At 71.9% G+C, this 19252-nt stretch carries 15 protein-coding genes and 1 pseudogene; 13 read left to right on the top strand and 3 right to left on the bottom strand.

What is annotated here, in order from left to right; all coding sequences use genetic code 11:
• Positions 1 to 19 precede the first annotated feature (19 nt).
• The 3 genes from ACFZCP_RS10980 to ACFZCP_RS10970 all read left to right on the top strand — a co-directional run bounded on the left by ACFZCP_RS10980 (position 20) and on the right by ACFZCP_RS10970 (position 3864).
• Positions 20 to 790, top strand: a complete 771-nt coding sequence (locus tag ACFZCP_RS10980; RefSeq protein WP_391426214.1) for a thioesterase domain-containing protein — start codon at positions 20 to 22, stop codon at positions 788 to 790.
• 150 nt (positions 791 to 940) lie between these two features.
• On the top strand, positions 941 to 2410 hold the full coding sequence (locus ACFZCP_RS10975) for an MFS transporter (RefSeq protein ID WP_391426069.1): 1470 nt from the start codon (positions 941 to 943) through the stop codon (positions 2408 to 2410).
• A 260-nt stretch (positions 2411 to 2670) separates the two neighbouring features.
• Positions 2671 to 3864, top strand: coding sequence for a cytochrome P450 (locus tag ACFZCP_RS10970; protein ID WP_391426065.1), 1194 nt, complete (start codon positions 2671 to 2673; stop codon positions 3862 to 3864).
• Positions 3865 to 4077: 213 nt separating this feature from the next.
• Here the strand turns inward: ACFZCP_RS10970 and ACFZCP_RS10965 are convergent, their stop codons facing one another.
• A complete protein-coding gene (locus ACFZCP_RS10965; RefSeq protein WP_391426063.1) occupies positions 4078 to 4947 on the bottom strand; it encodes a maleylpyruvate isomerase N-terminal domain-containing protein in 870 nt (289 codons plus the stop codon).
• Positions 4948 to 5265: 318 nt separating this feature from the next.
• On the opposite strand from ACFZCP_RS10965, the gene ACFZCP_RS10960 reads away from it, so the two are divergent.
• The 3 genes from ACFZCP_RS10960 to ACFZCP_RS10950 all read left to right on the top strand — a co-directional run bounded on the left by ACFZCP_RS10960 (position 5266) and on the right by ACFZCP_RS10950 (position 8385).
• Positions 5266 to 6216, top strand: a complete 951-nt coding sequence (locus ACFZCP_RS10960; protein WP_362701069.1) for a diacylglycerol kinase family protein — start codon at positions 5266 to 5268, stop codon at positions 6214 to 6216.
• A 62-nt stretch (positions 6217 to 6278) separates the two neighbouring features.
• Positions 6279 to 6647 (top strand): nuclear transport factor 2 family protein, encoded by a 369-nt coding sequence (locus tag ACFZCP_RS10955; RefSeq protein ID WP_362701072.1) that lies wholly within the window; start codon positions 6279 to 6281, stop codon positions 6645 to 6647.
• Positions 6648 to 6816: 169 nt separating this feature from the next.
• Positions 6817 to 8385, top strand: coding sequence for an MmgE/PrpD family protein (locus tag ACFZCP_RS10950; protein WP_391426060.1), 1569 nt, complete (start codon positions 6817 to 6819; stop codon positions 8383 to 8385).
• Between the two features lie 13 nt (positions 8386 to 8398).
• Here the strand turns inward: ACFZCP_RS10950 and ACFZCP_RS10945 are convergent, their stop codons facing one another.
• Together ACFZCP_RS10945 and ACFZCP_RS10940 are read right to left on the bottom strand one after the other, a co-directional pair.
• Positions 8399 to 9691: an AAA family ATPase gene (locus tag ACFZCP_RS10945; RefSeq protein WP_391426058.1), complete on the bottom strand. Its 1293-nt coding sequence runs from the start codon at positions 9689 to 9691 to the stop codon at positions 8399 to 8401.
• Entirely contained in the window at positions 9691 to 10452 is a 762-nt protein-coding gene (locus ACFZCP_RS10940; RefSeq protein ID WP_362701080.1) for a GntR family transcriptional regulator, read from the bottom strand. Before ACFZCP_RS10940 ends, ACFZCP_RS10945 begins: the two co-directional genes overlap by 1 nt.
• Positions 10453 to 10766: 314 nt before the next feature.
• On the opposite strand from ACFZCP_RS10940, the gene ACFZCP_RS10935 reads away from it, so the two are divergent.
• The 7 genes and pseudogenes from ACFZCP_RS10935 to ACFZCP_RS10905 all read left to right on the top strand — a co-directional run bounded on the left by ACFZCP_RS10935 (position 10767) and on the right by ACFZCP_RS10905 (position 19252).
• Positions 10767 to 12047, top strand: a complete 1281-nt coding sequence (locus ACFZCP_RS10935) for an extracellular solute-binding protein (RefSeq protein ID WP_391426056.1) — start codon at positions 10767 to 10769, stop codon at positions 12045 to 12047.
• A gap of 101 nt (positions 12048 to 12148) precedes the next feature.
• Complete coding sequence (locus ACFZCP_RS10930; RefSeq protein WP_362701085.1) at positions 12149 to 13147, top strand: sugar ABC transporter permease; 999 nt, start codon at positions 12149 to 12151, stop codon at positions 13145 to 13147.
• On the top strand, positions 13144 to 13974 hold the full coding sequence (locus ACFZCP_RS10925) for an ABC transporter permease subunit (RefSeq protein WP_391426053.1): 831 nt from the start codon (positions 13144 to 13146) through the stop codon (positions 13972 to 13974). The genes ACFZCP_RS10930 and ACFZCP_RS10925 overlap by 4 nt, the downstream gene beginning before the upstream one ends.
• Positions 13975 to 13981: 7 nt before the next feature.
• Complete coding sequence (locus ACFZCP_RS10920) at positions 13982 to 15469, top strand: glycoside hydrolase family 3 N-terminal domain-containing protein (RefSeq protein ID WP_391426051.1); 1488 nt, start codon at positions 13982 to 13984, stop codon at positions 15467 to 15469.
• Between the two features lie 201 nt (positions 15470 to 15670).
• Complete coding sequence (locus tag ACFZCP_RS10915; RefSeq protein WP_391426049.1) at positions 15671 to 16702, top strand: phytanoyl-CoA dioxygenase family protein; 1032 nt, start codon at positions 15671 to 15673, stop codon at positions 16700 to 16702.
• A pseudogene (locus ACFZCP_RS10910) lies at positions 16699 to 17990 on the top strand (DUF6271 family protein). Before ACFZCP_RS10915 ends, ACFZCP_RS10910 begins: the two are co-directional and overlap by 4 nt.
• The gene (locus ACFZCP_RS10905) at positions 17987 to 19252 is read left to right on the top strand and encodes an alanine racemase (RefSeq protein ID WP_391426047.1); all 1266 of its coding nucleotides are present in this window, start codon (positions 17987 to 17989) and stop codon (positions 19250 to 19252) included. The pseudogene ACFZCP_RS10910 and the gene ACFZCP_RS10905 overlap by 4 nt, the downstream one beginning before the upstream one ends.

Here is a 19252-nt window from a genome sequence, read left to right as displayed (position 1 = left end):
AGGCACCGTCGGCAGCCAGATGTCCACCGAGGGACACTGGTTCCACCCCGTGGAACCCTCGCCGGACGCCTCGATCCGGCTGTTCCTGCTGCCCCACGCCGGCAGCGGCGCCATCATCTACCGCGACTGGGAGAGTCTGCTGCCCCCGGACATCGCCCCGCAGGCGGTGACCCTGCCCGGCCGGCACAACCGCCGCGAGGAGCAGACCTACGAGGACTTCTGGCCGCTGCTGGAGGCCCTGCACGAGGCGGTGCTCAACGACCTGGACGACCGGCCGTTCGCGTTCTTCGGCCACTGCCTCGGCGCCCAGCTGGCGTTCCGGCTGGCGATCCGCATGCAGGAGGAGGGTGGCCCGGCCCCGGTGATGGTCGGCATGTCCGGCTGGTCGCCGGTGGGCTTCTTCAAGCCGACCGAGGAGCAGAGCCGGATGCCGGAACCCGAACTCATCGAGTGGATCAAGAAGTTGGGGTCCTTCCCGGCCGAGGTCTACGACAACCCCGAGATGCTCGCGCTCGTCGTCCCCGCCCTCCGCGCCGACCTGAGGGTCGCCGGGGACTACGACGACGACGGCGCCGGCGTCACCTGCCCGCTCGCGTCCTACGGCGGCCGCAGCGACCCGCTCCAGGAGGCCGATGACGCCATGTCCCACTGGGCGGGGCGCACCCCCGCCTACCTGGGCCACAACGAGTACGAGGGCGGCCACTTCTACATCGACACGCACGCGCAGGCCGTCACCGCGCACTTCGCGCACCGGCTGCAGCGGGCTGTGGCCACCGCCGCCGGCAGCTGAGCCCAGGACGCCGTGTCAGCGCCGTGTCAGCGGGGCGCGGGACAGTGACCCGATGACCGCCGAATCGGGTGCCGTCCCGTGCCCCGCCGCGCGTCGCGGACACCTGCGGCCCGAAACCCACCAGCACGAAACGACCTAGGAGGGTCGTCCATGACCACCGAAGCGGAACTGACCGGCAGCGCGGCCTCGGCCGCACCGGCACCGGACATCGAGGAGGCCGCGGGCAAACCCGCCTGGGGTGCGCTCCTGGTGGTGCTGGCCGGCCTGTTCATCGCCAACATCGACTTCTTCATCGTCAACGTCGCCATCCCCTCGCTGCAGCGCAACATGCACGCGAGCAGCGCCCAGATCCAGCTGGTCGCGGCGACCTTCAACATCGGCCTGTCCGCCATGCTCATCACCGGTGGACGGCTCGGCGACATCTACGGCCGCCGGAAGGTCTTCTCCATCGGCCTGGGGCTGTTCACGCTCGCCTCGCTGGCCTGCGGCATCGCCCCGAACATGGGTGAACTGATCGCGGCGCGGGCGGTGCAGGGCGCCGCGGCGGCCCTGGTCATCCCGCAGGTCCTCGGCATCCTGACCACGGCGTACCAGGGCAAGGCCCGGGCCGTCGCGTTCAACGCCTACGGCATCACGATGGGCGCCTCGGCCGTGTTCGGCCAGCTGATCGGCGGCCTGCTGATCAAGGCCGACATCTTCGGCTGGGACTGGCGGACCATCTTCCTGATCAACGCCCCCATCGGCGCCGTCGTCCTGCTGCTCACCCCGAAGACGGTGCCCGAGTCCCGCGCCGAGGGCCGCACCGGTCTCGACTGGACCGGCGTGATCCTGGTGACCGCGGGTCTGTCGGCCGTCGTGCTGCCGCTGGTCGAGGGCCGCGAGCAGGGCTGGCCGACCTGGACCTGGGAGTGCCTGGTCGCCGCGGTGCCGCTGCTGGCCGCCTTCTGGTACACCCAGCGCCGCAAGGCGGCCCGCAACAGGTCGCCGCTGGTCCACCCGAGCCTGTTCGAGGACCGCGCGTTCGGCGTGGGCGTCGTCTCCCTGCTGGTGTTCTTCGCCGCGATGGCCTCCTTCTTCCTGGTCCTCGCGCTGTACCTGCAGGAGGGCCGCGGCCTGAGCGCGCTCCAGTCCGGTCTGCTGTTCATCCCGCTCGGCCTCGGCTTCTTCATCGGCTCCGCGCAGGCGCCCAAGGCCGCGGCCAAGCTCGGCAAACAGGTCCTGACCGTCGGCGCGGTGCTGCAGGCGGCCGGCAACATCGCCCTGGCCGCGACCGCGTGGCACCTGGACAGCAGCGGTGCCGTGGGCTGGTGCATTCCGGCCATGGTGCTCTCCGGATTCGGCATGGGCTTCGTGGTCGCCCCGCTCGCCTCGCTGGTGCTGGAAGGCGTGGCCCCGCAGCACGCGGCCGCCGCGTCCGGGGTCTTCTCCACCGCCCAGGAGATGGGTAACGCCATCGGCATCGCGGTGATCGGCGTGGTCTTCTTCGGCGTCGCCGGCCACCACGGCAGTGCCCACACCTACGCCCACGCCTTCGGTTCCAGCCTGCTGGTGCAGGCGGGAATCTGCGTCCTGGTGGCGGCACTGGTCCAGTTGCTGCCGCGCAAGGCGGAGGCGTCCTGAGGCTTTCGAGGAGGACCCGGGTCGCCCAGGGGCGCGGGGCGGTACATCGTCCCTAGCCGGGTGGGCACGAGAAGCCACCGAGCACCCGCAGCCGCCGACAGGCCCTGCACGCAGGGCGACTGGTGCAAAGATCAACCGACGGGCACGTGGAAGGAGAGCCTCCGCGTGCCCGTCAGCCATGTATCAGAACCGGGTCAGCAACATCCTCCACGATGGCCGAAACAAACCGCCCCGATTCGGCCGACCCAACGGAGGAAACCATGGCTGACTCCTGCGAGCCCCTTCCAGCGTGGCCCATGCCCCGCAGCTGCCCCTACGCACCCCCGGACGCCTACGAGGGCCTGCGCAAGGATCCGCCGCTGAAGGTGCGCATACGCGGCGGCGAAGCCTGGCTGGTCACCCGGCACGCGGACGTCCGTCAGGTGCTCAACGACAACCGGTTCAGCTCCGACGACCAGCAGCCCGGCTTCCCGATCCGCATCCAGCTGCCGCCCGAGCCCGGCGTGATGTCCTTCAGCCGGATGGACGGTGCCGAGCACGGCCGGCTGCGCCGCATGGCGATGACCGAGTTCACCGCCCGCCGCACCCGCGCCCTGCGCCCCGAGGTCGAACTCCTCGTGGAGCAGCTGCTGGACGAGCTGGCGGCGGGCCCCAACCCGGTCGACCTGGTGAAGAGCTTCGCACTGCGGCTGCCCTCGCTGGTGATCGCCCGCATGCTCGGGGTGCCGGAGGACGACGAGGCGGACTTCGCCGAACAGAGCCAGGTGATCCTCTCCCAGGACGCCAGCCCCGAGGAGACGTACGCGGCGTTCGTCGAGATGTCGCAGTTCCTGGACCGGCTCGCCGCGCAGCGCACCGCCGATCCGCAGGACGACCTGATCAGCCGGCTGGTCACCCGGTACGTGGCCACCGGGGAACTGACCCACCAGGAACTCGTCGCCATGGCCCGCTTCTTCCTGGTCGCGGGGCACGAGACGACGGCCCACCAGATCAGCCTCAGCGTCCTCAGCCTGCTGCGCGACCCGGGCCAGCTGGCCGAACTGCGGGCCGATCCGGCCCTGTTCAAGCCGGCGGTCGAGGAGCTCCTGCGCTACTGGTCCATCTCGCAGGACAACCAGGTGCGGGCCGCGGTGGCCGACGTCGAGCTGGGCGGGGCGCGGATCCGCAAGGGCGACGGCGTGATCGTGGCGATCCCCGGCGCCAACCACGACGAGTCGGTCTACCCCGACCCCGACCGCCTCGACATCCACCGCAACGCCTCCGGCCACCTCGCCTTCGGCTTCGGCGCCCATCTGTGCCCCGGCGCCTCACTGGCCCGCATGGAGCTGGAGGTGTGCCTGAGCGGTCTCTTCGCCCGCTTCCCCACCCTCCGCCTGGCCGTCCCGTCCGAGGACGTCCGCTTCCGCCAGAACACGATCGTGTACGGCCTGGAGGACCTCCCCGTCACCTGGTGACGGCCGTGTCCCCAGGGTGGGCAGAGGGCCGCGCCCCCACCGCGGCCCCGCCCCCCACCGCGGCCCAGCCCCCCACCTCGTCCGCTCCCCACCTCGCTCCGCCCCTCCGCGTCGCCCCCACCTCGCCCGCACGTGCAGGCATGAGCGTGAGCGCACCGACGCGGTCGGTGCGCTCACGCTCATGCGTTCCGGTCGTGTCCTGCGGCCGGGCGGTCAGGAGACGGCGTGACTCAGCCAGAAGTCCAGCAGTGCGCGGTCGCCCCGCACCGTCATGCGCGGGCCCCCGGGCCGCAGCCGCCCCTTGACCACCAGCAGCAGGTCCGAGGGAGCGGCGATCACCGTGGCGTCGGCCGCCGCGTCGCGGCCCGCGGTGTCCCGGGTGACCCGCACCCCGTCGGGGGCGCAGGTGATCAGCCAGTTCCAGGCACCGCCGGCGGACGCATCGGCGGACCTGAAGCTCAGCGTCTCGCCGCCGCGGGGCACCTGCGAGAACAGCGGGGAGAGGAACGGCCGGGCGGCGGGCGCCCCGAAGGCGCTCAGACAGAAGTCCACGCAGTCCAGGGCGACATCGTTGTCCAGCGCGAACGGCAGGCCGGCCATCAGGTACACGTCGGCCCGGTGCACGGCGGTCTCGAACACCGCCCAGCGCGGCCAGAACTCCTTGTTCTGCTTTCCGTGCGGCGCCCAGACCGGCACCTCGGGACCCAGCCCGTCGATCGCCTCCACCAGCCGGTCCGCGCCCTCGGCGAGGAACCGGGCGCGCAGCGCGGGATCGGCGATGCGGCGCTCCGGGGCGGCATCCTGCACCCCGAGTCGGGCCACCCGCTCGGTCCAGTCGCTCTCGTGGCCGGAGGCGCCCCCCGGGTCGCCGGGCAGGATGAGCTCGGTGCTCCGGGCGGCCAGGATCGTCGTCGCCCAGTCGTGGCTCTGGCGCACATGGCGCAGCAGGTCGCCCAGCGTCCACCCCGGGCACGTGGGGACCGGTTCGGACAGGGGGATCCCGCGACTGGCGTCGGCGAGGCGCGCCGTCTCCCGGCGTAACTCGGACGTGTAGCGGCTGCCGGCCAGGGTCGGTTCGGTCATGTGGTTCTCACCCCGTAGATGGTCGGTACACATGTCGGTGCGCACGGCCGTGGTCCGATGCGGCGCACCACGGTCATTCGACGCCGCCACGCTGATCGGACGCTGACGCCGTACTCGTCGCCGCCGGGGCTCCTCGGGGCGTCAGCCGCATGTCAGGGCCGGGTCAGCCGGGCTTGGCAGAGTCGTCGGTGTCGCACGCTCCTCCTCGCCCGAACCGGCCGGACCCGGTTCCGCGGGACTCGCCCGGGCGAGGGGGGACCGATCTCGTTGCCGCCCCGGTCCGCCGCCGGTGCGACCGACGTGAGGAGAACGCTCGTCATGGCAGACACCGCAGCCCCGGGACCCACCCGGGCCCTGATCCTGGCCAATCCGGCCTCCGGCAGCCACAGTCCCGAACTGGTGCGTCAGGTCAAGGAGTTGTGCGAGTCCTGCCTGGAGCGCACCGAGCTGCACGCGACCAGTGCCCCCGGGGATGCGACCGTCGCCGTACGCCGGGCGCTGGAGCGGGCGGACGGCGCACCGGACCTGGTCGTCGCCATCGGCGGGGACGGTACGGTCCGGGAGGTCGTCCAGGGGCTCGTCCCCGCCGGCGGCCGCGCGACCCTGGCCGTGGTGCCGGGCGGCACCGGCAACTCCGGTTACAAGATGCTGTGGGGCGACCGCCCCTGGAGCCAGTCCCTGAAGGCGATCCTGACCGACTACGGCATCGGCGGCAGCGCCCGCCTGCGCCGTCTGGACCTGGCCCGTCTCGCCGAGACCCGTAACTACGTCTATCTGGGCGCCTGTTCGGGGGTGATCGCCGACGCGCTGATCACCGCCAAGGGCCTGCCGCTGACCGGCCGGGAACGCTACGCCCGCGCCTTCGCGGACACGGCCGCCGGCTATGCGCCGTACCCGGGCCGGGTCACCGTCGACGGCCGCGTCGTGCACGAGGGCCCCACGGTCCTCGCCAACGTCGGCGGCGGCCGCTACCGCGGCGGCCGGTTCCTGGTGCTGCCCGACTCGCTGCTGGACGACGGACTGCTCGACGTCTGCGTGATCGGCGGCGGGATCGCGGCGGCGGACGTGCCCGGACTGACCCTGCAGGCCACGCACATGGACCACCCGGCGACCGTGTACGCACGCGGCCGCACGATCACCGTCGAGCGCACCGACGGCCGGCGGCTGCCGCTGGAGCACGACGGCGAGTACCAGCACGGCATCGGCGCGTCGGCCACCTTCGAGGTGCTCCCCGGAGCCCTCCCGGTCTGGGCGCCGGCCGGCTCCTGAAGCCCGTACGAAGCCACCTGTCGGACGAACAAGTCAAGCAAGTCACAGAGGAGAAATCCCGCATGAGCGACCTGACCACCACCGTCTCCCGCTACCTCGACATCTGGAACGAGGCGGACGCCGGCAAGCGCGCCGCCGCCATCGCCGAGCTGTTCACCGCCGATGCCCCGTACATCGACCCGCTCGCTGCGGTCGAGGGCCACGAGGGCTTCGGGGCCGTGGTGGCCGGTGCCCGCGACCAGTTCAAGGGCCTCATCTTCGAACTGCACGGCACCGTCGACGCCCACCACAACCAGGCCCGCTTCCAGTGGGGCCTGGTGACCGAGCCGGGCGCCGAGCCGATCGCCATCGGCTTCGACGTCGTCGTCACCGACGACGCCGGCCGCATCAAGGGCGTCTACGGCTTCCTGGACAAGGTCCCGGCCGCCTAGGACCCAGCCACACCGCGGGAGCACCGGGCAGACGGTGCTCCCGCGCTCGTGTTCCGGTCCTCGTGTTCCTGCACTCCCTGTACCTGCACTCCTGTTCCCGCATGTGTGGTCCCGCGCCCGAGGCGGGTCCCGCTCTCGACGCACGCACGGCAAGGAAGGTAGCCGCCTCATGACCGCTGTCCTCGCGGAGAGCGTCGCCCGGGCCCTGTGCGCCGACTGGGCCGACCGGGCAGCCACCCTGCCCCGGACCGCCCGTGGCCGCCGGCCGGCCGACACCCCGCTGCGCGAACTCTCCCACTGGGCCGCCTCGTTGCGCCCGCAGCACATACCGTGCCGGGTGCTGAAGCTCGCCGCGAGCCAGGTGCTGTCGCAGATCGCCTCGATCCGGGCCGGTCTCCAGCACCCGCTGGGCAGAAAGCTGGTCGCCGCCTTCGGACACCCCATGCAGCGCGACCCGCGGCAGGCCGCGGGCGTCTTCGCCGCCCTCGGCTCCTGGCTCAACCTGGACGACACCGCGTACGCCGGGCATCTGTCGAACTCCACCGTCGCGGTCCCGCTCGCCTTCGCGTACGGACGCCGGCTGGACGGGCTGTCGCTGCTCACCGCGGTGGTCGCGGCCAACGAGTGCGCGGCCCGCATCACCGCCTCCGCGACCCTCGGGCCGCTGCGCGGCCAGAGCGCCGTGCACACCCACCTGGCCGGCGCGGTCGCCGGACGCCTGCACTGCGACCGGGCCTCCGCCGGTCTCTTCGAGAACTCCTTCGGGCTGGCCTTCGCCATGCCGAACTGGCCGCTGATGCGTGCCTTCCTCGCCAGCGACGCCCGCCTGTTCAACACCCTCACACCCGTACGCACCGCCATGGACGCCTGCGACGCTGCGTACGCCGGACTGCGCGGGGCGCCGGACATCATCGAGCACAGCGACGGCTTCCTGGCCCGGTTCGCGACCGTGCCGCTGCCCCAGGCGGTGGCGAAGGGCCTCGGCCGGCGCTGGCACACCGACACGCTGTCGTTCAAGATGCACCCCGGCGGCCCCGGCATCGACGCGGCCGTGGACTGTGCCGCCGAGATCCACCGGGAACTCGGCTCCCTGCGGCCCGGCGACATCGTCGAGGTGGTCGTCGAGGCGTCGCTGTACACGCTGTTCGCGGGGGAACGGGCCGCCCGGTACGTCACCGGCCCCGGCTCCCCTCTGGGCGCGCTGGTCCTGGACGTGCCCTACCCGGTCGCCACCACCCTGCTCACCGGCGAGTTCTCGGTGGACGACTTCTCCCCGCCGCACCTGGACGACCCCGACCGCTGGGCGCTGGCGAAGCGGATCCGGCTGGAGCACGACACGGAGATGACCCGTGAACTGTTCCTGTCGGACGCGCCGTTCGGGGAGGCCGTGCGCGAGGCGGGGGAGCTGGCCGTGCCGTGGCTGCGTGGCTTCGGCGGGGACGAACTCGTCGACCTGATCGGCGCGTTGCAGGCCGACGACCGGGACTTCTCCCGGTCCACCAAGGCCACCGGCGCCCGGGTCACCGTACGGCTCACCGACGGCCGCACGGTCTCCCGCACCCGGCTGATCCCGGTGGGCGCGGCCGGTCCGGAGACCCGGGCGGGCCATGCCGACCTGGTGCGGGAGAAGTTCCTGTCGGTCGGCGGCTCCCCGGAGGTGGCCGACACCGTCGACCGGCTGCACCGGATGCGGCCGGGGGCGGTGCGCCGCTGGATCGAGACGGCGTTCCTGGACTGACCTCGGCGGGCCGCTACGGACAGTGCGGGGGCCGCGGCCGGGGCGGTGCGGCGCCGTGCGTCACGTACAGGCGCACCGCGTCGTAGAGGCGGTAGCGGATCCGGCCGTGCAGGTCCGGCCGGCCGGCGCGGATCATCTGCCGGTGCAGCAGTTCCTCCAGCAGGTCCACGGCCAGCCGCCGCGAGGGCGTCACCCGGGCCAGCATCTCCTCGACACCGAAGTCGCCGTGCACGGGCTTGAGCTGGTGCAGCGAGGTGCGCAGCGGGGGCGGCAGCAGCCGGTAGCAGGCGGCCACGCTCGCGTGCAGGGACAGGTCCCCGATGTGCAGCGAGCGCAGCCGGTCGCCCTCGTCGGCGAGCCGCTCGGCCAGCTCGCCGACGCGCCGGTGCGGGCGCGCGGTGAGCCACAGGCCGGCGATGTGCACGGCCAGCGGCAGCCCCGCACAGGACTCCACGACGGCGAGCGCCGCCGCCGGTTCGGCCCGGGTGCGGGCGATGCCGGCCAGGTCGGCCAGCATCCGGTGGCCGTCCTGCCGGTCCAGGGCGCCGATCCGGCGGTCGAACCGGTCGGGCAGCGCGGCGAGTTCGCGCCGCGCGGCCACCAGGACGGCACTCGGCCCGTCGTCCACGAGCAGGGGCCGCACCTGCGCCTCGCTGTCGACGTTGTCGAGGACGACGAGTACCCGGCGCCTGCTGAGCGCGTCGCGCAGCCGGGCGCGGTCCTCCTCCGGGTTCTGGGCGGCGGGGGCGTCGCCGAGGGAGCGCAGGATCCGGCGGACGAGCACGTCCGAGGTGACGGGAAGCGAGGAGACGGGGTGCAGGTCGACGAAGACCTGTCCGTCCGGGAACCGGCCGCGCACCTCGTGGGCGGCCCGCAGGACCAGCGCGGTCTTCCCCGCGCCGGGCGGTCCGACGACGACGGCGGGCCTGCCGTGGCCGGGCCCGGGCCGTGCGAGATGGGCCGTCAGGTCCGCCACCAGCGCATCCCGGCCGACGAGCCGGTGGCGTGGCGCGGCCGGCAGCTCCGCCGGTATCGACACCTCCGGGGGAGCGGGCGGGGACCCGGCGCGGGGCAGCCGCAATAACCGGCCGGTCTCCCGGGACGGCAGCCCGAGCGCGTCGGCGAGCAGCAGCAGTGACTGCCGGCGGGGGCGGGCGGTGTGGCCGGTCTCCAGGTTGCGGATGGCCCGCACGCTCAGCCCCGACCGCTCGGCCAGCTCCCCCTGGGTGAGGCAGGCCGCCTCGCGGGCCCGGACCAGGGCGGCGGCCAGGGTGTCCGGGACGGCGGCCGGGTGGAGCGGGCTCATCAGGGTGCCGGCCGGCGCAGGGCGGCGACGAACTTGTAGCGGGAGCCCCGGTACACCGAGCGCACCCACTCCACCGGAGCTCCGTCGGCGTCCCGGGAGTGCCGGGACAGCAGCAGCATCGGCAGGCCCACGTCGGTGGCGAGTAACTGGGCCTCGCGCGGGGTGGACAGCGAGGTCTCGATGGTCTCGTCGGCCTCCGCGAGATGGACGCCGTACACCTCGGCCAGGGCCGTGTACAGCGACGGGTAGGTCGCCAGCGACCGCCGCAGCCCCGAAAAGCGCCGGGCGGACAGATGGGTCGTCTCGATCGCCATGGGATCGCCGCTGGCCAGCCGCAGCCGCTCGATGCGCAGCACCCGTGCGCCGACGTCGATGCCGAGGAGCCCCGACAGCTTCTCGTCCGCGGGGACCTCGCCGATGTCCAGCACCTGCGAGGCGGGTTCCAGGCCCTGGGCGCGCATGTCCTCGGTGTGCGAGGTGAGCTGGAGGGTCCGGTACAGCTTGGGCTGGGCGACGAAGGTGCCCTTGCCCTGGATGCGGTCGAGCCGGCCCTCCCCGACCAGCTCCTGCAGCGCCTGCCGGATGGTGGTGCGCGAGGTGGCGAACCGGACGGCGAGCAGACGTTCCGCGGGCATGGCCGAGCCGGGTTCGAGCGCCTGCGTCATCTCCAGCACCTGCTGCTTGATGCGGTAGTACTTCGGCACGCGCGCGGCACGGCCGGGCTCCCGGTGGTGCTGGGCGCTGCTGACGTCGGTGGTCATGCCTGCCTTCCCGGCTCGATGGGTGGGCTCCCGTTATAGCGACCAACTGTCCTATGGTCTAGTCCAACTGAGCGTGGAGGTCTGGTCCAGTGGGCGCGACGCGGCAAAGGGGACGGATGCGCTCCGGTGACTTTCTCGTAACGGCCGGGACCGGCTTCCTGAACCACCCTTGACACCTCAAAAGGTCTAGGCCAAGCTCCACCCTACTGGTCTACACCATTAGTGGCCAGGTCCCGAGCCCTACGTGCAACAGCGTCGTACGCAGGTCACCGCCGAGGGCGTGGGGGGTTAGTGGCATCCCTGAGGAGGGTGGCGTGAAGCGCAAGCTTGCTGCCGCGATCGTGATCGCGGGCATGATGGTCTCCGTCTCGGCGTGCGGCGGCGACGACGATAAGGACAGTGGCAAGGCCGCCGGACCGGACAGCTTCAAGGGCCAGACGCTGACGGTCTGGACGATGGACGGCTCGGCGCCGCCCCAGTGGTCGAAGGACGTGCAGGCCGCCTTCGAGAAGAAGACCGGCGCCAAGCTGAAGTTCGAGATCCAGAAGTGGGACGGGATCCAGCAGAAGATCACCACCGCCCTCTCCGAGGACAACCCGCCGGACGTCATCGAGGTCGGCAACACCCAGACCCCCGCCTACGCCGCCACCGGCGGCCTCGCCGAACTGGGCGACCTCAAGCAGCAGATCGGCTCGGACTGGACCCCGTCGGTCTCCGCGTCCTCGGTCTACGCCGGCAAGCAGTACGCCGCCCCGTGGTACTTCGCCAACCGCGTCGTCATCTACAACAAGAAGATCTGGGCCAAGGCCGGCATCAAGGGCACCCCGAAGACCCGGAGCGAGTTCTTCAAGGACCTTCAGACCATCGGCAAGAAGACCGACGCCGAGCCGCTCTACCTGCCCGGCCAGAACTGGTACTTCTTCGACGGCCTGACCATCGGCCAGGGCGCCGACCTGGTGAAGAAGGACGGCGACAAGTACGTCTCCAACCTCGCCGACCCCAAGGTCGCCGCGGCCATGGAGGTCTACAAGCAGTACGCCGCCTACTCCAAGGCCCCCAAGGACAAGGACGAGGCCACCCCGCAGCAGGCCCAGGTCTTCGCCAAGGGCAAGACCGGCGCGTTCATCGGCATGGGCTGGGAGGCCGGCACCGCCGTCCAGGCCAACAAGGCGATCGAGAAGGACCTCGGCTACTTCACCATCCCGGGCGCGACGGCCGACAAGCCCGAGGGTGTCTTCCTCGGCGGCTCCAACCTCGCGGTCGCCCAGGGCAGCAAGAAGCAGGAGCTGGCCAAGGAGTTCCTCAAGGTCGCCCTGTCCGACCAGTTCGAGGGCGAGCTGGCCAAGCTGAACGGCATCATCCCGAACAAGCAGTCCCTGGAGACCAACCTCAAGGGCAACGTCGTCGCCGAGGCCGCCGCTCCCGCCGCCGCGGCCGGCGGCACCACCCCGCTGATCCCCGAGTGGGCCGCGGTGGAGAACACCCCGAACCCGATCAAGTCCTACATGACCGCCGTGCTGAACGGTAAGTCCCCGGCGGACGCCGCCAAGCAGGTCGAGGGCGAGATCAACAAGCGCCTGGCCCAGAAGAACTGATGACCCGCCGGGGGCGTCCGGGGCCTGGCCCGAGGACGCCCCCGGCCAGGTCGTTCGTACGGCCGATGCGGCCCAGACCGCCACGGAAGAGATGGCAACTCATGTCAGTGCAGACCGAAGGCACGGACACGGCCGGGGAGCCCGCTGTCCGCAAGGCCCCGACGTCCGGGCCGCCGACGGGTGAGGACCGCGGCCCCGGGGCCCCGTCCCGCCGCGGTGCCGCCGCCCCCTACCTCCTGCTGCTGCCCGCGCTGCTGGCCACACTGATCCTGCTCGGCTGGCCGCTGGTGAAGAACGGCATGCTGTCGTTCCAGAACCTCAACCCGCGGCAGCTCATCCAGCACCTCACGGAGTGGAACGGCGTCGACAACTACAAGGAGGTCCTGACCGGTTCGGACTTCTGGAAGGTCGTCGAGCGCTCGGTCCTGTTCACCGCCGCCAATGTCGTCCTGATCATGCTGTTCGGCACATTGACCGGACTGCTGCTGGCCCGGCTCGGCAAGAAGATGCGGCTGCTGCTCCTGCTGGGCCTCGTCCTCGCCTGGGCCATGCCCGTCATCGCGGCCACCACCGTCTACCAGTGGCTCTTCGCCCAGCGATTCGGCGTCGTCAACTGGGTCCTGGACACGCTCGGGTGGCACTCCATGGCCGACTACAACTGGCTCGGCTCGCAGTTCTCCACCTTCTCCGTGGTCACCCTGCTCATCGTCTGGCAGTCGATCCCGTTCGTCGCGATCAACCTCTACGCCGCGACCACCACGATCCCCAGAGAGCTGTACGAGGCCGCCTCGCTGGACGGCGCCGGCGCCTGGAAGAGCTTCACCTCGGTGACCTTCCCCTTCCTGCGGCCCTTCCTGTACTCGACGACCTTCCTGGAGGTCATCTGGGTCTTCAAGGCGTTCCCGCAGATCTTCGCGATGAACGAGGGCGGCCCCGACCGCCTCACCGAGACCCTGCCGATCTACGCCTTCGTCGAGGGCGTCGGCAACCAGCACTTCGGCGTCGGAGCCGCGATCTCCTTCCTGACCATCCTGGTGCTGCTCGCCCTCACCTCGTACTACCTGCGCATGGTGCTCAAGCAAGAGGAGGACGAGCTGTGAAGCGCTCACTCTTCGGCCGGATCTGGCCCAACGCGACCGCCGTGATCCTCTTCGCCGGCTTCGTGTTCCCCGTCTACTGGATGTTCGCCACGGCCTTCAAGCCGACCGGCGACATCATCTCGGAGAACCCGGTCTGGATCCCGACCGACCTCACCTTCGGCCACTTCAAGAAGGCGGTGCACGCCGACCACTTCTGGACCCTGGTCCTCAACTCGGTCACCGTCACGCTCAGCGCGGTGCTCCTGTCGCTGGTCATCGCCCTGTTCGCCGCCTTCGCGCTGGCCCGGATGCGGTTCAAGGGCCGGCGCGGCTTCATCGTGACCTTCATGCTGGCGCAGATGGCGCCCTGGGAGGTCATGGTCATCGCCATCTACATGCTGGTCCGTGACAACGACATGCTGGACAGCCTGGTCCCGCTCACCGTCTTCTACGCGATCATGGTGCTGCCGCTCACCGTCCTGACGCTGCGCGGCTATGTGGCCGCCGTGCCGAAGGAGCTGGAGGAGTCCGCGATGGTCGACGGCTGCACCCGGCCCCAGGCCTTCGTCAGGGTGATCTTCCCGCTGCTGGCACCCGGCCTGATGGCCACCTCGCTGTTCGGCTTCATCACCGCCTGGAACGAGTTCCCGCTCGTCCTGATCCTCAACAAGGACATCGAGAAGCAGACCCTGCCGCTGTGGCTCTCGCAGTTCCAGACCGCCTTCGGCGACGACTGGGGCGCCACGATGGCCGCCTCGTCCCTGTTCGCGCTGCCCGTCCTGATCCTCTTCATCTTCCTGCAACGCAAGGCTGTCAGCGGTCTGACCGACGGCGCCGTGAAGGGATGACGCCCCGATGACCACACTCACCACTGGGCCCGGCACCCTCACCCGGGACGCGCTCGCGGTGCTGCAGCCGGGGTTCGACGGCACCACCGCCCCGGACTGGGTGCGCCGACGCCTCGGTGAAGGGCTCGCCTCCGTCGCCCTGTTCGGCCGCAACGTCGTCACCGAGGAGCAGGTCACCGCCCTCACCGCCCAGCTGCGCGCCGAGCGCGACGACCTGCTGGTCGCCATCGACGAGGAGAGCGGCGACGTCACCCGCCTCGACGTGCGCACCGGCTCCTCCTTCCCCGGCAACCACGCCCTCGGCGCCGTCGACGACCCCGGCCTGACCCGGGCCGTCTCCCGTGAGCTGGGCCGGCGCCTGGCCGCCTGCGGCGTCAACTTCGACTGGGCGCCGTCCGCCGACGTCAACGCCAACCCCGACAACCCCGTCATCGGCGTGCGCTCCTTCGGCGCGGACACCGCCCTGGTGGCCCGGCACACCGCCGCCTGGGTCGAGGGCCTGCAGTCCACCGGCGTCGCCGCGTGCACCAAGCACTTTCCCGGGCACGGCGACACCAACGTCGACTCGCACCACGCGGTCCCGCGCATCGACGTGGACGCGCAGACCCTGTACGAGCGCGAGCTGCCCCCCTTCCGCGCCGCCATCGCCGCCGGCACCCGGGCGGTGATGAGCGCGCACATCCTCGTCCCCGCCCTCGACGCCGAGCGCCCCGGGACCCTCTCGCGCCGCATCCTTACCGACCTGCTGCGCGGTGAACTCGGCTACCGGGGCCTGATCGTCACCGACGGCATGGAGATGCGTGCCATCTCCGGCACCTACGGCCTGGAGCACGGCGTGGTCCTCGCGATCGCGGCGGGCGCGGACGCGATCTGCGTCGGCGGCGGCCTGTGCGACGAGGCCACGGTGCTCAGCCTGCGCGACGCGCTCGTGGCCGCGGTGCGCTCCGGCGAGCTGCCCGAGGAACGCCTGGCCGACGCGGCCACCCGGGTGCGCGAGCTGGCCCGCTGGACGGCCGAGACCAGGAAGGACGCCGAGACCGTCGTACCGGAGCCGGAGATCGGCCTGACCGCCGCCCGCCGCGCCCTGACCGTGACGCGGGCCGCCCCGGCCGCGCCGGTCACCGACCCGGTCTACGTCGCCCGGTTCAACCCGGCCCCGAACATCGCCGTCGGTGACCAGACCCCCTGGGGCGTGGCCGCCGAGCTGTGCCGGCTGCTGCCGGGCAGCGCGGAGGGCTCCTTCGGCGGGCCCGCCGCGGGCCGGGAGGCCCTCGCGGCGGCGAGCGGCCGCCGGGTCGTCGCCGTGGTCCGCGACGAGCACCGGCACGCCTGGATGGGCACCGCTCTCGACGCGCTGCTCGCCGCCCGCCCGGACACCGTCGTGGTCGAGATGGGTGTGCCGCAGGCCCCACCGCGCGGCGCCCTGCACATCGCCACGCACGGCGCCGCCCGCGTCTGCGGTGTGGCGGCGGCGGAGGCGGTCGTCGCGGGCTGAACCGCACCGCCCGCCCGAACGGCCGGCACCGAGGTCTCACCGAGGCCCGGTGCCGGCCGTTTCTGCTTGCCCGACAAGCGGCATCCATGCGGCAGTTGGGCGGCACTTTTACGGGGGTACCGACCGGTAATCGTTGACACCCGCAATTGGTCTAGTCCAGCTTGAGGGGGCACTTCAGTTCGATCAGCACGGAGTGACGGCATGCTCAAGCCCACCCCCCATCTCCACCGTGCGGCCTCCGGCCGCCCCTACTTCAGCGCCGACGGCGAGACCTACCTCGCCCCGACCCCCCTGCGTGACCTGGAGAAGTCCCGGCCCCTGCGGGTGCTGTCCGAGGAGGACTTCGCCTTCTGGCAGACGTACGGCTACATCGTCGTCCGCGAGGCCATCACCCCCGGCGAGGCGAAGAGCCTGCTCGAATTCGCCTGGGACTTCCAGGGCCTGGACCCCGACCGCCCCGAAACCTGGTACGCCGAGCCCGAGTTCCGCTCCGAACTCGACCAGCACCTGTTCATCTACGGCTTCGTGGAGGCCTACCACCACCAGCTCCTGTGGGACAGCCGCCAGTCCCGGCGCGTCCACGACGCCTTCGTGGACGTGTGGGACTGCGAGGAGCTGTGGGTCACCCTGGACCGGCTCAACCTCAACCCGCCCAACGTCCGCACCCGTTCCCGCTCCCTGATCGAACCCGCCGACGAGGGCTTCGACATCGAGCTGCACTGGGACGTCGACACCACCCTCGCCGTGCTGCCGCAGCGGGTCCAGGGCATCATCGCCCTGCACGACACCCGGCCCGAACTCGGTGGCTTCCAGTGCGCCCCGGAGCTGTTCCGCCGCTTCGAGCAGTGGCGCGTCGCCCAGCCGGCCGGCCGCGACCCGATCCGGCCCGGGACCGACCGCGCGGAGTTCCCCGTGGTCCGCCCCGACCTCCAGGCCGGCGACCTGCTGATCTTCAACGGGCTGCTGGCCCATGGCGTCGCGCCGAACCTCTCCGCGGGCGCCGTCCGCGCCGTCCAGTACCTGTCGATGATGCCCGCCCTGGAGGAGCACACGGAGCTTCGCCGGTCGCGGATCGAGTCCTGGCGCACCCTCGGCACCCCCGACTGGAACGCCACCCTGCTCGGCGACGCCCACCGACCGGAGGCCCTGCGCTACGGCCCCGCCGAACTGAACGACCTCGGCCGCAAGCTGCTGGGCCTGGACTCCTGGGCCGCGGCGAAAGGGGCACAGTGAACCGGATCTGCCTGTGCCTGCCCACCAACCGGGCCTGCCCCGCCACCATCACCGCGATCCACCGGGAAGCGGCCTACGCCGCCGACCGCTTCGGCGCCGACGTCCAGCTCGTGGTCCTCGACTCCTGCGACGACCGCACCCGCGCCGAACACGCCCGTGCCGTGGCCGCACTGCCCCCGGCCGCGCAGGTCACCGTGCACCACCTCGGCGAGGCCCCGCAGCGCGACTTCCTGCGCCGCGTGATCCGGCGTGCCGGCGTGCCCGACCCGGACCGGATCCTCGGCCTGCTGCTCCCCCCGGCGTCTCCTACGGCTCCTGCACCGACCGCGCCTTCCTGCTGGCCGCCGCGCTCGGCTGCGACTCGGTGCACCGCCGGGACTCCGACAGCACCTACCAGCACCTGCACGGCGAGCCGGTCTTCCCCGTCCACCACGAACTGCCGTGGCTGGGCCGGCCCGCCGCCGAGGCGAAGGCGGCCGGCATCCCCACGGCCCTCGATCCGGCCCACGCCCGCCGCCCGGTGTCGATGGCCGGCGCCTCCTTCATCGGCGAACTCTCCGTCGACGTGGCCGAGATGCGGCACCTGGACGAGGGCGTCTACCACGACGTGGTCGGCCTGTGGGCACCCGCGGGCGCGTCGTCGCAGCAGCGACGCGAGCTGGTCGAGGAGTCCTTCACCGGCGCGGGCACGACCCCCTTCACCGGCGACCGCTCCACCCTCACCCTCGTGGACCCGATGCGGGTCGACATGTGCAACGTCGCCTTCCACCGCGACGTGTACGAACGGATCCCGCTGCCCCCGGCGACCGACACCATCGGCAGCGACTACTTCCTCATCCACCTGGTGCACGACGCCATGCTCCCCGGCATTCTGCACAACCGGCACATCGAGAACTTCCACACCCCCGAACGCCGCACCGACACGGGCTTCCTGGCCTACCAGACCCGCTTCGTGAAGTTCCTGCTGTCGATGCTGTACTTCCACCACGTCTACGACCGGATGGCCGCAGAGGGGGCGAACGGGCTCCTGGACGAGCGGCAGCACGTCCGGGCGGACCGGATCGCCACGTTCCTGCGGGACAGCACCTGGCAGGACCCTGCCGAGAACGTGTGGCGCCTGGACCGCGTCGACACCGCCTACCGCAAGCTGGGCGGCCGCTGGGCGCGGTTCGCCGAGCAACTCGTCCCCCGCCGCGAGCGGTTGCTGGCCGAGGCCCGTCAGGACGTCGAGGACTTCGCGGACCTCGCGGACGTCTGGCCCGCACTCGTCGAAGCGGCCCGGCGATGAGCGCCCCGGAGGGGCGCGCGGAACTGCGCGACGGGCCGAGCCGGATCCGCACCCTCGCCACGGCACGGCGCGGCAGTCCCACCGGCGCGCTCGGCGAAGCCCTCACCGAAGCCGCCACCGACCACATCGTCTACGACCTCACCGGCATCGAGCACCGGTACGACACCCTGCTGACCGAGCTGCCCGGCATCCAGGTCCGCTTCGCCCTGAAGGCGTGCCCCGTGGACGAAGTCCTGCGGGGCCTCGCGGACCGCGGAGCGGGCTTCGACGCGGCCAGCCCCGCCGAGATCGTCCAGGCGCTGCGCACCGGAGTGCCCGTGGCCCGCATCCACTACGGGAACACCGTCAAGTCCGACGCCGACATCGCCGAGGCCCACCGGCTCGGCGTCCGCACCTTCGCCACCGACAGCGTGCAGGACGTGACCGCGATCGCCGAACACGCCCCGGGCGCCCGGGTGTTCTGCCGCCTCGCCACCAGCGGGGAGGGCGCCCTGTGGGGACTGAACCGCAAGTTCGGCTGCTCACCCGAGGACGCCGTCCGCATCCTCACCACGGCACGCGCGTCCGGGCTCGTCCCGGCGGGCCTGTCCGTGCACGTCGGCTCCCAGCAGATGACCGGCGAGGCCTGGCAGCAGGCCCTCGATTCGCTCGCCGAGGTCCTGGTCACCCTGGAGGGGCTGGGGATCGCACCGGACCACGTCAACCTCGGCGGCGGGCTGCCCGCGCTCGGCTACCTCGACCGGCACGGCAACCCCCTCGACCCGCCCCTGGACAAGATGTTCACCGTGATCCGTGAGGGCATGGAGCGCCTGGGCGGTCTCACCGCCGCACCGCTCGGCTTCGTCATGGAGCCGGGCCGCCACCTGGTCGCCGACCACGGCGCCGTGCGCGCCCACGTGTACCGGCTGACCGAACGGACCCAGCCCGACGGGACGGAGGCACGCTGGCTGTACCTGAGCGTCGGCAAGTTCAACGGCCTGTACGAGATGGACCAGGTCAGACACCGGTTGGTCTTCCCCGGCCGCACGGGCGCGGAGGAGGGGGAGCCCGTCCCCGCCGTCGTCGCCGGCCCGACCTGCGACAGCGACGACGCCTACGGGGACGGCCGGCACCCGGTGCTCGTCCCCCGTGCCCTCACCTCCGGCGACCCGGTCTGGATCCTGTCCGCCGGCGCCTACGCCACCAGCTACACGACCCAGGGCTTCAACGGCATCCGCCCGCTGCCGTACCTGTGCACCCGCGGCCCGGAAGGACACCACTGA

Source organism: Streptomyces sp. NPDC007971 (assembly GCF_042958635.1).
Lineage (GTDB): Bacteria > Actinomycetota > Actinomycetes > Streptomycetales > Streptomycetaceae > Streptomyces.
Note: the sequence above shows the minus strand (reverse complement) of the source record. Positions and strands in the feature narration are given on the sequence as shown.